The sequence below is a fragment of the Sulfitobacter geojensis genome, assembly GCF_000622325.1.
Lineage (GTDB): Bacteria > Pseudomonadota > Alphaproteobacteria > Rhodobacterales > Rhodobacteraceae > Sulfitobacter > Sulfitobacter geojensis.
Genome location: NZ_JASE01000002.1, coordinates 1 through 15,204 on the forward strand (window position 1 = coordinate 1; position 15,204 = coordinate 15,204).

Consider the following 15,204-nt stretch of genomic DNA (forward strand, 5'->3'; position numbering starts at 1 on the left):
GGTGTCGGCGCTCGGTTTCAACAAGCGGTGCAGGTCACGCTATACGCACTGACCTGACTTTTACTGCATCCCGAACGGGGTGTGCACCTTCACCCCAGAATAATGTCAGCCCGATCCAAATCGCGACTTGGGGGAATGGCCGCTTCTTGCGCTGCGCAGCGGCATTCAGTTTTCGCTCATACCGCATTCTTCACGCTGTGAGCACGTGCAGCATAAAAGTTAAATTCACACAATGGGCTCACTGCAGACCTGCGGCGGCGCGGCATGCCCCCTTGCTGTTGAATGTCATTGAGAACTGACCCGGTATTGTCACCGAGATTTGACCCGCCTTTATTGTTTATCAGCAGTTAGGTTTTGGTCAATGTTGGCGTCTCCTTTGTTGTTTTCTTTGCTGCCTCTGAACTGGCTTTGAAGCGGTAGCTGTCGTTGCCTGTTTCGAGGATGTGGCAGCGATGTGTGAGGCGGTCGAGCAGCGCTGTTGTCATCTTTGCGTCACCGAAGACCTGCGCCCATTCACTGAAGCTGAGGTTGGTCGTGATGACGACGCTGGTTCGCTCATAGAGTTTGCTCAGAAGGTGGAACAGCAGTGCGCCGCCGGACGGACTGAACGGCAGATAGCCGAGTTCATCAAGGATGACCAAGTCGATCTTTGTGAGCATCTCAGCCAATTTCCCAGCCTTTCCAAGAGCCTTTTCCTGCTCCAATGCATTGACCAATTCGACGGTGGAGTAGAAGCGCACCTTGCGTCGATGATGCTCGATCGCCTGCACGCCGATAGCTGTGGCGACATGGCTTTTGCCGGTGCCAGGTCCGCCAATCAGAACGACGTTTTCTGCGTTCTCTATGAACTCGCCGCGATGTAATTGCCGGACTGTGGCTTCGTTGATGTCGCTTGATGCAAAATCGAACCCAGCGAGGTCTTTGTATGACGGGAAGCGTGCAACCTTCGTATGATAAGCAATTGAACGCACCTCACGTTCTGCCATTTCCGCCTTGAGCAGTTGAGACAACATGGGTGTGGCTGCCTCAAACGCGGGCGCACCTTGTGCAACCAAATCATCGACCGCATGTGCCATGCCGTGCAGCTTTAGACTGCGCAGCATGATGATAATAGAAGCCCCTGCTGGATCATGACGCATTGCGCTTCTCCCCCGCCTGTCTCAGGTCATCATAGCGATCCACATTTGCCTTTGGGGCGGTTTCCAAGGCGAGGGCATCTGGTGGGTCGATCTTCGGATGATCTGTCTGCTTGGGATCGATCAGCCTGTGCAACAGGTTCAGGATATGCGTCTTGGTTGGCACCCCAGCTTCTAGCGCCAGTTCGACGGCTCGCAGAACGGCGCTTTCGTCGTGGTGTAAAACAAGGGACAGGATATCGACCATTTCCCGGTCACCGCCTGGCTTACGCAGCATGTGGTTTTGTAGCCGACAGAAGATATCAGGCATCTCTGTAAACGGCGCACCATTACGTAATGCGCCCGGTTTACGTTGAATGACCGCCAGATAATGACGCCAGTCATAGATGACCCTGCCAGGTTTGCGGTGAGAGCGTTCTATGATCCGATCATGGGTGCAGACAGTTTGTCCCTCTGCAACAATGACCAACCGTTCTGGGTAAACACGAAGGCTGACAGGCCGGTTCGCAAAACTGGCAGGCACGCTGTACCGGTTGCGTTCGAAGGTGATCAGGCATGTTGGTGACACGCGCTTGCTGTGTTCGACAAACCCGTCAAAGGCGGGTGGGAGAACCATCAGCACAGACTTCTCAGCTTCCCAGGCATCGGCGATTGAACCTGGTAATTCCCGGTGCGCCGTCTCTGACCAGAGCGCAACGCAACGATCCTCAAGCCACTGGTTCAACTCTTCCAGATCCTTGAAGACAGGCATGACCTGCCACAGCCGGTTCCGGGCATCGCGGACCATTGCCCGGCAGTGCATTGCGTAGCAATGTCACGAGAGGGTTCTTCTCGACCTGACCTTTCTCCCAGCCCGCTGCTGGATTGCAGAACTCAGGCTCAAAGACGTAATGGCTGGCCATGGATTGGAAGCGTGCGTTGACATCGCGCTGCTTGCCACGGCCAACACGATCCACGGCCGTCTTCATATTATCATAGACCCCACGCCCCGGAACACCGCCAAACACGCGGAAGGCATGCCAGTGCGCGTCGAACAACATCTCATGCGTTTGCAAAGGGTAGGCACGGACAATGAACGCACGGCTATGCGACAGCTTGGTGTGCGCAACTTGCAGTTTGACGCGTTCGCCACCAATCGTAGCCCAGTCTTCGCTCCAATCGAACTGGAACGCCTCGCCGGGCTGGAACACCAACGGCACAAACGTCCCGCGCCCTGTCGTTTGTTCCACCCGGTGCCGATCAGCGCGCCATGCGCGGGCAAAAGCCGCCACACGCTCATAAGATCCATCGTACCCGAGCTTGACCAAGTCCTCATGCATCAGCTTCACGGTCCGGCGCTCTTTACGCGACTTACGCGTCTGCGCCAAAAGCCATGCAGACAGCCGATCCGCGTAAGGATCCAATTTGCTTGGCCGCGATGGCGTCTTGAACGTTGGTTCGGCGGCGCCTTCACGCAGGTATTTCCGGATGGTGTTACGAGACAGCCCAGTGCGCCGCGCAATCTCTCGTATCGGCATTTTATCACGCAATGCCCAGCGTCGAATGACACTCAAAAATCCCATGTCGATCACTCCAAATCTCCCTGAACAAAAACGTCAGGGCCATGTGTTCACATGGGTCAATTCTCAGTGACAATTTATGGGGCTACCGGGTCAGTTCTCAATGACATTCAACACCCTTGCCTTAGCTCGCCGGTTTGCGGGCGCTGACGGCCCAGAGCCGACTTTGACCAAAGGTAATGCGCTGCCGCGCAGCTTAGCCAGACCGGCCATTCGACCACTCTGCAGCATTTTGGGGAGGGTAAAGGTCAGTAGAGCGGACAAAGCAACGCTGAAATAGCGTCATGTTGTTGCTAGTTTGATGCCATCGTCTAGAGTTATCTTATGGTAGTTTATCTTGCTCTCACACTGTCAATTTTGGCCTGTATTTCGAGCCTGATCTTGTTGACTTTTGCCACTCTGGAGCTGGCAAACCCATCCTTCAAGTTTTGGCCACCACCAAAAAACGAACCGTGGAAAAAAACACTGTTCATGACGCTTTTTCGGATTGTGGTTTATGGATTGGTTATCGCTTCCCTCATCTATCTTTGGCAAGATGGCCTGCAACCTTCTACGTCAGTAACCATTGTCGCTATCATGTTGCTTTTGTGTGGATTTATCATCGCCTTTTGGGCAACTGGTGCGCTCGGATGGTCAAATGCTTTTGGGTCAAAAGAAGGCTTAAGGACAGACGGAATATTCGCATATTCACGCAACCCGATTTACATCGCCACATGGTTTGGGCTTGCAGGGTGGGCGCTTCTTGTACCTACGCCTTTCATAGTTGCAACGCTGTGTTTCTGGGCGTTGCTCTATCTGGTTGCCATTTTTCTCGAAGAACGTTGGCTACTTGAGGAATATGGCGAACCATTTACCGAATTCTGCAATACAGTCCGAAGGTTCTTTTGATGCCGTTTGGGCTCACTGCCGCCATCGGATGCGGCGCAGCGTCCGCAAAGCGGTCCTTGCTGAACATGGCTCCAATAAGCCTACTCAAGCAATAAATCATAGCGGGAGAAACCCACAACGGACAATAATTGCCTTTGTGGGTGCGGTGAGGGAACCAAGGGCCGGAAATTCTGCTTAGGCCATGATCAAAAGCTCAGAAAAGCCATAAAAGATGCAGCCGGTAGCTTGGAAGGTTTGCGTACAATTGCAGAACGTCACGTTGACGAGCCTATTTCTACTCGGCCTGATAGGTAATATGGGCCTAAGGCTGTCTTCGGTCGTATATCACGACTCGGCTTGCTGCTGATCGCCAGTCGTCGCCTTTTCATCCTCGTGTTCAAAAGCACGAGAGACTTCGGCGGCTGCAGAGTGACTAGCCCGGATGCGTCTTCCATATCGAGCTGGCATTTCTGGCGACTTCCAGCGGCCCGCAACCATGATTGACGACAAGTCACATCCGATCCGGAAAGCATCATGCACCCCACCCACTCGGGTGCTGTGTGCTGACACGTCGTTTCTTCCAGTGCATTTTTTCATAATCCGGGAAATCGTGCTTGTATGTAACGCACCCCGTTTCGCGCCGCATTGCGATTTCGTTAGCAAAGGCTCCTCCGATTGTAACTTTGCGAGTTCGATCCAGTGCAACACAGCGCTAGTTCCGCGACGTGATAGAAACGCGTACTCGCCTTGCCCATAGGGGTCTGTCTTTGATCGGCGCACAAACAAAATACTAGTGTCGTCATCTTGCCTGATCAGGTCTTTCACCCGAAAAGCAACAATCTCGGACGCCCTGCACCAGCTATCTGTCGCCACCCATAGCACTGCCTTGTCTCGGATGTTTTGGCGGGAATTTCCGAGGCGGTCTATGGCTTGAAGAACTTCCTTTTTACCGAGTGGTGGTGCTTGACGGGTATAAGCCCCGTATTTCCGCTTCACACCTTTTAACGCAAGGTCGACCATTCGATGCCTAGTGGGAGAAGGAAGGAAATGAGAACGGTGCAATTCTGCTATGGCCCACAGGCGTGTTTGTATTGAGTTTGATGCGAGTTTACCACCCATGTCGTCCACCCAGCAGGCCAAAACACTTGGGGCAATCGGCGGGTCCGGCGACCATCCGTTTTGCCTGCACCATGCTGTAAATCGCCGAATGACCATCTTATAATTTCTTAAGGTTTCGGGCGCAAATGCAGCTTCCGATCTCCTGCGATACTCATCAATGAGTTGTTCGCGCCTATTAGGTGCGGTGTTGGCGAGTGTGGTTAGCATCTCAGCACGCTCAATTTCTCGATCAAAAACCAGTTTCATCTGCGACCTCCCGAACTCTTTGCATTAACGGTTTGTTAACCTTTCCTACCTACCACAGTTGATGAGGGTCACGCCGAATTGAGGATGGACAGAAGATATCGACCGCCTCAAAGCCTGCGAAAGCAGGTCGCAAGGGCAATCTGAACAGCAATATCTGCAGAGGAGTTCATAAATGGGTCGGGATACTTGGCTTGCAATCGAAATCATCCGCTCTGGATCTGATGCAAAATGGAAGCTTGAAATAACAACTGATGAGATGACGACGATCACTTGGCCGGTGACTTTCGAGACCCCCAGTAAAGCTGTGGAGGTTGCAGAGCAGACTATCGACCAGATTGGTGCAACTAACTTGTATTTATTTGCTCGCCCCGTTTCGCCAAACAATCGGTAGCAGCGAGACACTGGCTGTTGCGGGGGCGCTGACCTACCCTGCGGTAATGTCCGCTCATTGGGCTTTTTGCTGCCGTTCAACGCAGTTAAGAGTTTTATGCGCTTCCAAATGTCTGCTTTCTCGTGCCGTGAGCCTATACTTCGCATCGAGCCGCGAAAGTCCGGAACCCGCCCTTGGTGCTTTCGCTGCCGGTGCGGCATTTGAAAATGCGGTCGTTGGTCGCGCGGACGTCAAGGTCTGTTTTGTCCCGCAAAGCCGACTTTGGGGACGGGTGCAGTGAAAGTCTCCTTCGAGCCCAATAGTAACAAATGCTGCAGGTGGCACGAATAGCCTTTTTTTTGGCGCAGCTTGTTAGGCCTCAACGCTCACGGCGCCCAGACGCTCTCTGTAACGCACCGGTGGAACACCCATGGTCTTTCGGAATTCGCGGCGAAACGTTTCTGCGGAACCAAAACCACAAACGTCCCAGACATCCGATAGTGGAATAGACCCATTCTCAAGCAACTCTGCTGCACGGGACACCCGCTCTACTTTGAGCCAGTTCAACGGTGTTGTTCCGGTTTCCTCGTGAAACCGCCGCGCCAAAGTGCGGCCACTCGTGGCGGCGGCATCTGCCATACGTTCGATCGACCAGTTTTCGTCAATTGACGCACGGATACGGTCTTGAAGTGCCGACAAACTTGACCCAGTCCGTGCTTTGGGTTCCGGACGGGGAACGAATTGGCGCTGCCCGCCATCTCTTTGAGCAGGTAAGACGAGCCGCCTTGCAACCGATGCGGCCACCTGTGCGCCGTAGTCTTGCCGAATGATATGCAATCCCAAATCAAGCCCTGCAGCGGAACCGGCTGAGGTATAAACACGATCGCCTTCAACGAAAAGGACATCTGGATCGACAGATATCTCAGGGTAACGTGTCGCCAGTTTATCAGTATAGCGCCAATGTGTCGTCGCACACCTGCCATTCAGTAAACCAGCAGCCGCCAAGACAAAGACACCTGAACAGATAGAGGCTACGCGTGCACCCTTGTCATACGCGGTGCGCAATGCGGCGCACAGGGCCTCTGGGACCGGCGTGTCCGCCCCGCGCCATCCCGGCACGATGATTAGGCTCGCGTCTTGCAAACCATCAAGATTATCCTGTGCATCTAACGTGATACCCCCAAGCGCCCGAATGGGGCCCGGCTCTGCCTTTACCGTCGCGAACCGGTACCAGTTGTCAAACTCTGGTCGCGGCAGCGCAAAAAGCTCAACAGCAATGCCAAACTCAAATGTGCACAAACCATCATAGGCAATGGCACAGACCAGTGGGTGTTTTTGCGGGGTCGAGTCAAGTTTTGTCATGTTGGCGGAATCCGACCGTATGTTGTCTATTTTGCCAGTATCGCGATTTTTCGTTTGGTGGCAAGTCTAAGTCATCAACACGAAACCAAGGGCCAAACCATGACACTCCAAACTGATCTACTTGCCGCCATCGAGATGTATTTCGACGCCATCCACGAATGTGACACAGTAAAGCTGAATACGGTCTTTCACCCACAGTCCAGTTTGTTTGACGCTGACAATGGCGCTGTATTCGTTGAACCGATCGAAAGTTTCAGCCGCGATGTGTCGAACCGCGTGTCGCCTGCAAGCACTGGGCAGCCACGTGAGGCTGAAGTGCTGATGATTGATCATCTTTCTGCGATCAGCGCCACGGCCAAAATTCGCATTCGCGCGCATCAAAGCGTGTTTGTCGATCACCTTGGTTTCGTGAAAGGCGCAGACGGCTGGCAGATTGTTTCGAAAATCTGGCACCTCGAAAGGACTGTTGACGCAGCCTGAAGGGCTCACTTTTACACCAAAACGAAAACAGAAAATCAATCTCAAAAAGGAACATCACATGACCAATCCAAATGCAGTCGGCTGGTTCGACATATTCGTTAACGATCTAAACCGGGCGGTCGCCTTCTACGAGACGATGCTTGGGTCCAAGCTGGAACCGATGGGCGACCTCACTGGCGAAAGCCAGATGATGAGCTTTCCTGCCGAAATGAGCGCTTACGGCGCGGGCGGTGCGTTAACCAAGGCCCCACATGCAGGCCCAGGCGTTGGCGGGACAATTGTGTATTTCTTGGTCGAAGATTGTGCGCTTCAACAAGAACGTGTTGTCGAGGCCGGCGGCAGTGTTGTTAGGCCCAAGTTTTCAATCGGTAACTTCGGGTGGGTTCTTCTGTGTCAGGATACTGAGGGCAACATGATTGGTTTCAACTCAATGAAATAGAACTAACAAACAAACAGAAACATTCGCAGGCAGTCCGTTGGGTTGCCCGCGATTACTTACTGAGTTGGCTCTTGTAAAAGCAGTCATTCGGAAATTTCGCGCCAATGCACGTTTTGTCCGCTCTCCGGACATGCGCTCCGAAAGCAGCGAAGAGCCGGTATTTGAGCAACTCAGCACGCTCAAATTCTCGCAGCATGATGGCAAAGCTGTCTTTGCCAGCGCTAGTAGTTCACCTGTTCGAAGTCGTAGTTGCCATCATAGTCACGCCAATCGACGAAGACAGATCGGTGATAGATACCCGGGCAATTCTGGCCCCAACGTTCAAGTCCCACATGGGCCTCGGGCAGGGCAGTTATGGAAGATCGCTGCCATGAGAAATCGCCTTGGGTTCCATAAGTGCCGAGGACTACAGTGGCGTAGCGTTCGCAGTCTCCTTCGCTTCCTGCTTCGTATTGCCGCGCGTAACGAACATCAAAGACACGGATGGATCGTACGAAATTGAACTCTGGCCCACTGATATCGATGTCCGCGCGGTCCTGAATGAGGCGGCGGACCCGGTCGCTGGGAATGAGATCGTCGACTGGCAAAGATTGGAGTGGTCTGCGGTTGTTGGTCCGGTACAAGGCTTCAAAGCTGCGGTCAGCGTTGTTTGATAGCTGGTCGCTCTCATAGGAGGCACCCATGGGACAGCGCCAGACTTGCAGCGGCGGTTCCACCGGCCAAGGCGTAATTCGCCGGATGAATTCGGCGCGGGCTCGGGCGCAAGGGACGGAAGCAGGCCAGCCGCCAGACAGGCACAGGAGGATCGCGCAATCGATTGGGTATGTTTGCGCGCGGGCGGGTATGGGTAACGAAGAACCTGTCACGGTCAAAGCGACTGCGAGCGAGGGGAGGAGCTTAGTGAGTATATGGCGCATGCTGAGGAGCCTCCGTGACAGGAGTTCAGCATATATACGATAATATACTTTTGCAATGAAAATATAAAGCCGCATAATGAAGTTTATGTAATATTGGAATGGAATATCACTCCGGCATTCGCCACTAGTAGATGCATTGGGTTCAAAAAAACCTGACACTGGCTAGAAGATTCTGTCGCAAAATATTGAGATGCCGTGGAACGCCAGTACTCCGGACACACTTACCCTGCGAGCGCAGCGAATTTCTGAAATCCGGTTGTTCCAGAAGCTGTGATTTGTCCCTTTCGGATCATATGCGCGGTCTCGATCCCGGCCAGTGTCGCGGCCGCCGAATGAAAGGCCTTGAAGCCTAGCATTGGGCATGTGATGCGCTTGATGAAGCGATGATCCTGCTCGATGATATTGTTCAGATACTTCGTCTAGACGATGCCGATCTGTTGTCCATCGCCGCCGAATTTCCGAATTACATTTACGGCTTGGAGCTCGGCCAGATTGGCCCCACTCTTGTCAATGACGATGCGATCCGGGACGCCGTTCACCTTAATCGCGCGTTTGAAAAACTGCCGTGCTGCAGCTGTGTTTCGGCGTAGGGATAGCATGAAATCAAGGGTTTGGCCGTCGCGATCGACGGCACGGTAGAGATACATCCACTCCCCTTTTACCTTGATTTAAGTTTCGTCCATTCGCCAGGAATTCGCCGTCGAGCACTTGCGCCTGTGAGCCGTCCTGGCGATCAGCGGTGCGAACTTCACCACCCAGCGGTTCGGCGTAGCATGGTCAACATCAAAGCCGCGTTCGGCCATGATCTCTTCAAGATCCCGGTAGGAAACCGCATAGCGTACATAGAAAAACACAGCGTAACTGCATCCAATGGTTGCTGACTTTTAAGTCTCACAATATTTGCGGCAGAATCCAGCTGGAGCCTTGCCATTTGATCTTCGATCAGCCAACAAAGATTGTTCAAACCCGCTCAGTTTGGGGAGGATGAATCATTCAGGCCTGACAGGCTCAAGCCGATTAATGGGCCTGGAATCTAACAACAGGCCTGAAATTCTGCGACCACCTCTCTCCTTCGGTAAGGAAGCATAGGCCATACTACGAAAATCTTGATCGCGTCGTGCTTTCGCACCCATAAACTTGAGTTCACACGACCTGACCCAGCCACAAACCTCGCTGAATCAACTCGCGCATAATGTAGAGGGTTATGTCCTCAACGGTTCGGCAGGCGCGGCTTGGCACATGATCCGGGTGCCTTACCAGATGCACGGAACGGGTCAAAACCGGATCAACAATTCTTGTCTGCAGCAATTCACCGCGTTCCACCTGTTTCTGGGTCGCAGACGGCGCAAAGATCGCATATCCTGACCCCCGTGTGACAAGTTCGATAATCTGGCGCATCGCATCCATTTCGATGATCACATTCAGCGGCGCGTTCTGCTCTTCTTCATAGCGGCGGATAGTGTCTCGCAGACCGTTTGTCGGCAGGATCATGTCCACCTTACCTAACTCGCGAAACGAAATCGGTTGGTCTGGTGAACTGTCAAAAGGCCAAGCGTCTGGTGCTGAATAGAAGAAAAGCTCTTCGTCGATGACATGCGTTCCGGGGAACTTCTCGACGTCTTTAAGATCGTAAATGAGCGCTAGTTCTACCGTCCCATCGACTAGCCAAGGCTTGAAATATCCGCTAATCGCTTCGATCACCTTGAGCCGGATCTCAGGGTATTCCAACTGGATGGTTTCGACCAGCGGTACAGACAGGACCATCGACGAGGAGGGCGGCATACCAAAGGCGACAGTGCCGCGAACGTTAGTGCCAAGTTCCTGAATGTCCTTGATACAGGTCTCGAGGCCGAGGCATATCTGCTTGGCGTGGGCCTCAAGGACCTGACCTTCTTCCGTAAGCTTGATACCGCGAGGCGAGCGGCTCAGTAGCTTAACGCCCAATTCCTCTTCCATCTTGTGAACGTTCTGCGACAATGAAGGTTGCGCGACGCCCAATACCGTCGACGCGACCGACAGAGACGGTGAGTCAGCAATCGCAAGAAAGTACCGAAGGCTGCGAATGTCCATGATTCAATATTTCTTTAAGAACATTGGCCATTCGCGCGGCATAGCTGCCCTGCTATCATCTCTACACCCGTTGGGCGGTATCCAAGCATGGGGTTCTCCATCTTTTTGATTGCGCATCACATCTCAGCCCTTACCCAAGGGTGACTATGTTGGCACTGTGATTGCGAAGGCATGCCAAGCCTGTCACATGATCAGAACTAGCAATTCATCCTCAACCGACACCTCGAATGTCTCAACGGTCAAGCCTTCCTCTAATTCCGAAGCTTTTTCGGAATTAACACTATAGCGGCGCACTTTTATAGTATCGGGTTCGCAGATGGATTCTCCTGTGCGAATGTCGAATTCCCAACCGTGCCACGGACACCTGACAATCTCGTTTTGGCGTGAGTATCTGTATTCGCCTGGGCGTTCGGATTCTAAGAGCCCGACCCGCCGCCCTTGGCACAGGTCTCCGCCTTGATGCGGGCACTTGTTCGACATCGCAAACCATTCACCATCGAGGTTATAGATGACAATCGGACGCCCTCGCGCCGACACAAGTTTCTGGCCATTCAACGGAATGTCTGCGGTTTTTGCAACAACAACTCTTGGCATCTCAGACCCCGTAAAGCTTTTTGGCGTTGTCGATATAAAAGCCCTGCTTTTTTTCTTTCGTAAGCTGCAACGGCAAGACATGCGCAGGATCATCGAAGTCCCAATGCGGGTAGTCCGAAGCAAACAGAACCCTGTCCCAGCCGATCCAGTCAATTACATCGGCAATCTGGTTGCGTTGCTTTGGTTCTTCGATCGGTTGGCTCGTGACCCAGATATGTTCGCGAACATATTCGGACGGAGGTTTTTTGACGTCCGGAACCTCGCTACGCAGTCGTGACCACAACCGATCCAACCGCCACGCCAAGGTTGGCAGCCAAGCCAGTCCCCCTTCAACCAGAACCAGCTTTGTTCCCGGGAATTTTTCGAACACGCCCTCAAAGATCATACTTGCCACCAGCGATTGCATGGATTGGGAATGGGCAACCATGTCTTCCATATAGTACGAAGGCCACCCACCGGCCGTCACCGGCCAACCGCCGTAACCGAAGGCATGCACAGCGAACGGCAGGCCGGCGGCTTGCGCGGCCTCAAAGATCGGCCAGTATTTACGATTGCCCAAAGGTTCGGCGCAGCGGCTCAGGACCTCGACCTGCACAAAGGCCGGGTTCCCCGCACAACGCTCGATCTCCTTGACGCTGGCCTTCGGATCTTCATATGGCAGAACCACGGAGCCTTTCAGGCGAGGTTCTTTCGACGTCCATTCAATCTGTTGCCATTCATTCAAGGCATAGCAAAGCGCTGCGGCCAGTTCTTGGTTCTGAAGCCCCAGGCCTATGCGCAGGGGCAACATAACCCCCAGTTCCACGTTATTCGGGTCGAGATGTTGCTTACGCATAAAGTCGAGGTCACTTCCGGGGAACCCCCCGTCAGGAAGAAAGGAATCCCGGCGAGATGCTTGCGGTTGCCCCTTGGGATAGTTGTTTCCGGTCTGGAAACCCGAACGCAGCGGTGATCCGTATGTAGACAGATGGTCAATCCAACGCTTGCTGAGATGGGGAAAGATATCCTTTTCCATCGACCGGGGGGCGGGATGGATATCGCAATCAAAAACAGCTTGCCTTGCCTGTTTCATAACAAGGGTTGGCGTGCGTTTTTCACGAATTTTAACCATTGTTATCTCCTTTCGCAAGGCGTGCATAGGTCGTTTGAGGATTGTCTATCTTGATCTTGCGGATCATCTCTTTCGACATGCCGGCAGGGATCGGGTCCTCATCATATTGCCAATGTGGATAGTCGGTCGAAAACAGGATCAGATCATCACATCCGATATGTTCAAACAGCTTTACCATCTGTTCTTTCTGTGGCGGTGCATCGACAGGTTGCAGCGTAAAGCGCACGTTGCTGCGCACGATTTCGGTTGGGGGGACGTTTAGCCACGGAACTTCCATCCGTAGACCGTGCCAGTATTTATCGAGTCGCCACAGATAAGCCGGTAACCAAGTGAAACCGGATTCGGTAAGGACGACCTTAAGATCGGGGAATTTCTGGAACACCCCTTCGCAGATCAAACTTGTAAGCGAGGTCTGCATCGACACGGATTGCGCCGCGTATTCCTGTACATGGAAGGTCGGCCAGCCGACACCGGTCACCGGATGCCGGTACATGCTGCCAGCATGGATTGCGATGGGCAGACCGGCTTTTTCGGCGGCCTCGTAAATAGGCCAGTAATAGCGTTTGCCCAACGGCATTTCGCCCAATCCCAGCATGAGAATCTGAACAAAGCGTTGATCGCACGCGCAGCGTTCGATTTCTTCTACACACATATCGGGGTTTTGCATAGGGACAACGATCGACGCGCGCAAACGCGGTTGGGCGTCCAGCCATTCGGCAACCAACCAATCGTTCACAGCGCGGGCGAACGCCTGCCCCATGTCCTCACTGTTGAGCATCTGAACACCATACAAACAGTTGCAGATGGCCAAATCAGTACCGTTAGCATCCAACGCCTGCACGACCAGCTGATCTGCAGGGATCGCGTGAAATGGCTCCATCGGTGCGTGCCATTTGGGATTAGCCGTCAGCGGAGACCGCGATGGATAAGTATTGGATTCCGCACTGGGAATGCCACGCTGTAATATCATATCGCGCCACCGCGGTTCAAAATACGGCAAGAGCGCATCGATGCTCGGCACCACAGCATGAACATCACAGTCTACCGATCCAGAAAGAAATGATTCCATATCCTTAGGCATGCAGCGATCCTTTTAGTTTATGGCCAGATGATTGGCCTTGTCTGGTTGTTGGGCGATTGCGCAGCGACGGAACATGTATTCCGCATCTTGAAAATTGCGTTATTGCAACTACGTATCGGCCATTCTGTGTGCCTCTTCGGGCAGGAAAATTTCGACGATGTTGTCAGTTACACGGGTCTCGAAAACTTCCAAATCTATCTCTGCCGGATCGCTCATGGCCTTGCCGGTGCAGACATTGAAACAGGCACCATGAAGCGGACATTCGACAGTATCACCATCCAGCCATCCATCCGACAGCAGTGCAAAAGCGTGCGTGCAAACATTTGCGGTCGCAAAATAGCTGTCTTCAATCCGGTAAATTGCTATCTGACGGTCGTCTATCTCGAAACCAACCATGTTTGTGTCATCGATCTCCGAGACGTCCAGAATCTGGACCCACCGCCCATTTTTTGTATTCAATTTTCATTCCTCCGTTGCGTGGTTTGGCACTGGAACAATTTAACGCACGAAATCCATTGAGGTTCATTAGTCATTCTGAATTTACCTCAACAAAATCAGGTTCTTCTGACAACACGGGGCTCGATTTTTCCCACATTTCTTCTGGAAGCTCCTGCTGCGAAGTGATAACCTGCCTCAGCCGAGAAATATCCCGACCAAGATTGATCGACACAGCACCAACTGGCTGTCTTTGTTCATCCACGGCAATCAACGTCCAACCCTCCCCCTTCGGTGCGGGATGTCTCAGCAATTTTGTCCCGCCTAAAGGGTCGCCGATGCTCTGAATGTTGACATCGTATTGATCCGACCAGAACCACGGAGGGTCGTCAAAACAGGCAGCTCCGCCCAATATGCAATCGGCCGCAACAAGGGGTTGCAAACTGGCTGTGCGCCAGGATTCGACGCGACGTAGTTGGTCCGCCCGACCACTGGGATGTGCGGTCACTTCGCCCGCAGCGAAAATATCAACATCTGACGTCCGGCAATGCCGATCAACCACGATACCGTTTTGTACGTCCAGTCCAGCTTGTTGCGCCAGTTCCACATTGGGCTGAATACCAATTCCAGCAACGAGGACATCACCACCGATTGCCCGATCGGCCAGCTGAAGGATTGAACGACCGTCAAATGAGCGCGTTATCGACTTAATATTTATGTTAAAGATAAACCGCACACCTTTTGCTTCATGCATCCCCTGAACGAACGCACTGATCTGACTTGGCGCTGCGCGAGCCATCAGGCGTGGCCCTGCCTCGACTACAGTTACATCACAGCCCAGTGTTCGCGCGACTGCGGCAACTTCGAGACCGATAAACCCGCCCCCAATGACGATTACTTTGGCACCGGGCTTCAATGCCTTCCGTAATTGAACTGCACTTTCGATGTCCCTGATAGAGTGCAGCGCGGACGCATCGCCCGCGACTTCAACTGTCCGGTTTCTGGAACCCATTGCCAATAGCAACTTGTCATACGCCATTTTTTCGCCGGTTGAAGTGGCAATTGTTTTTCCGGTCCGGTCGATTTCGGTCACTGTTGTTCCGGAATGATAGTCAATGTTCAACACTGAAAAATCAGCAGCCTGATCTAATATCAAATCCGCTTGTCCACAGTTTCCGCTCAGGAAATCCTTGGTCAACGGCGGGCGGTCATATGGAAGGGTCGCTTCGGCCCCCAGCAAGGTGATCGATATGTGCTGGTCGCGTTTGCGCAGTTCGACGGCAGCTCTATGGCCGGCGAGCCCCGCCCCAATGATTAAAACTCGGCTCGGCATGCATCTTTTCCTAAATACTGCTCAAGCACAATACACCCTCTTCAGACATTTTCTGTACTGGAACATGGGGCCCTCTGTGTATATA

Annotated in this window: 14 protein-coding genes and 2 pseudogenes; 4 read left to right on the forward strand and 12 right to left on the reverse strand. The window is 53.0% G+C overall.

The annotated features are described in order from the left end of the window. Positions 1-347 precede the first annotated feature (347 nt). Complete coding sequence (gene istB / locus Z947_RS0100305) at positions 348-1,139, reverse strand: IS21-like element helper ATPase IstB (protein ID WP_025042329.1); 792 nt, start codon at positions 1,137-1,139, stop codon at positions 348-350. Then, a pseudogene (gene istA / locus Z947_RS20595) lies at positions 1,129-2,698 on the reverse strand (IS21 family transposase). The gene istB and the pseudogene istA overlap by 11 nt, the downstream one beginning before the upstream one ends. Positions 2,699-3,019: 321 nt before the next feature. Between istA and Z947_RS21330 the strand changes: the two are divergent. Next, entirely contained in the window at positions 3,020-3,583 is a 564-nt protein-coding gene (locus Z947_RS21330) for a methyltransferase family protein (RefSeq protein ID WP_025042330.1), read from the forward strand. A gap of 324 nt (positions 3,584-3,907) precedes the next feature. Here Z947_RS21330 and Z947_RS0100320 read toward each other — a convergent pair whose 3' ends face one another. Beyond that, on the reverse strand, positions 3,908-4,927 hold the full coding sequence (locus Z947_RS0100320) for a tyrosine-type recombinase/integrase (RefSeq protein WP_025042331.1): 1,020 nt from the start codon (positions 4,925-4,927) through the stop codon (positions 3,908-3,910). 172 nt (positions 4,928-5,099) lie between these two features. Here Z947_RS0100320 and Z947_RS0100325 point away from each other — a divergent pair, with 172 nt between their 5' ends. Then, positions 5,100-5,318, forward strand: a complete 219-nt coding sequence (locus Z947_RS0100325; RefSeq protein ID WP_025042332.1) for a hypothetical protein — start codon at positions 5,100-5,102, stop codon at positions 5,316-5,318. Positions 5,319-5,669: 351 nt separating this feature from the next. Here Z947_RS0100325 and ftrA read toward each other — a convergent pair whose 3' ends face one another. Beyond that, positions 5,670-6,659, reverse strand: a complete 990-nt coding sequence (gene ftrA / locus Z947_RS0100330; protein WP_025042333.1) for a transcriptional regulator FtrA — start codon at positions 6,657-6,659, stop codon at positions 5,670-5,672. A gap of 99 nt (positions 6,660-6,758) precedes the next feature. On the opposite strand from ftrA, the gene Z947_RS0100335 reads away from it, so the two are divergent. Together Z947_RS0100335 and Z947_RS0100340 are read left to right on the forward strand one after the other, a co-directional pair. Next, positions 6,759-7,139, forward strand: coding sequence for a nuclear transport factor 2 family protein (locus tag Z947_RS0100335; RefSeq protein ID WP_025042334.1), 381 nt, complete (start codon positions 6,759-6,761; stop codon positions 7,137-7,139). A gap of 58 nt (positions 7,140-7,197) precedes the next feature. After that, on the forward strand, positions 7,198-7,578 hold the full coding sequence (locus Z947_RS0100340) for a VOC family protein (protein ID WP_025042335.1): 381 nt from the start codon (positions 7,198-7,200) through the stop codon (positions 7,576-7,578). Between the two features lie 221 nt (positions 7,579-7,799). Here Z947_RS0100340 and Z947_RS21695 read toward each other — a convergent pair whose 3' ends face one another. The 8 genes and pseudogenes from Z947_RS21695 to Z947_RS21995 all read right to left on the reverse strand — a co-directional run bounded on the left by Z947_RS21695 (position 7,800) and on the right by Z947_RS21995 (position 15,119). After that, complete coding sequence (locus Z947_RS21695; protein ID WP_025042336.1) at positions 7,800-8,495, reverse strand: hypothetical protein; 696 nt, start codon at positions 8,493-8,495, stop codon at positions 7,800-7,802. Positions 8,496-8,716: 221 nt separating this feature from the next. Continuing rightward, positions 8,717-9,367 (reverse strand): annotated as a pseudogene (locus Z947_RS20615) (IS6 family transposase). Between the two features lie 271 nt (positions 9,368-9,638). Further along, positions 9,639-10,565, reverse strand: coding sequence for a LysR family transcriptional regulator (locus tag Z947_RS0100370; RefSeq protein WP_025042339.1), 927 nt, complete (start codon positions 10,563-10,565; stop codon positions 9,639-9,641). Positions 10,566-10,748: 183 nt separating this feature from the next. After that, positions 10,749-11,159 carry a Rieske (2Fe-2S) protein gene (locus Z947_RS0100375; protein ID WP_025042340.1) on the reverse strand — a complete coding sequence of 137 codons (411 nt, stop codon included), beginning with the start codon at positions 11,157-11,159 and terminating at the stop codon, positions 10,749-10,751. Position 11,160: 1 nt separating this feature from the next. Further along, a complete protein-coding gene (locus Z947_RS0100380; protein WP_025042341.1) occupies positions 11,161-12,270 on the reverse strand; it encodes an amidohydrolase family protein in 1,110 nt (369 codons plus the stop codon). After that, on the reverse strand, positions 12,263-13,351 hold the full coding sequence (locus Z947_RS0100385; RefSeq protein WP_205623818.1) for an amidohydrolase family protein: 1,089 nt from the start codon (positions 13,349-13,351) through the stop codon (positions 12,263-12,265). The genes Z947_RS0100380 and Z947_RS0100385 overlap by 8 nt, the downstream gene beginning before the upstream one ends. Positions 13,352-13,459: 108 nt before the next feature. Beyond that, positions 13,460-13,810, reverse strand: a complete 351-nt coding sequence (locus Z947_RS0100390; protein ID WP_025042343.1) for a non-heme iron oxygenase ferredoxin subunit — start codon at positions 13,808-13,810, stop codon at positions 13,460-13,462. Positions 13,811-13,880: 70 nt separating this feature from the next. Continuing rightward, positions 13,881-15,119 (reverse strand): NAD(P)/FAD-dependent oxidoreductase, encoded by a 1,239-nt coding sequence (locus Z947_RS21995; RefSeq protein WP_025042344.1) that lies wholly within the window; start codon positions 15,117-15,119, stop codon positions 13,881-13,883. Positions 15,120-15,204: the final 85 nt, after the last annotated feature.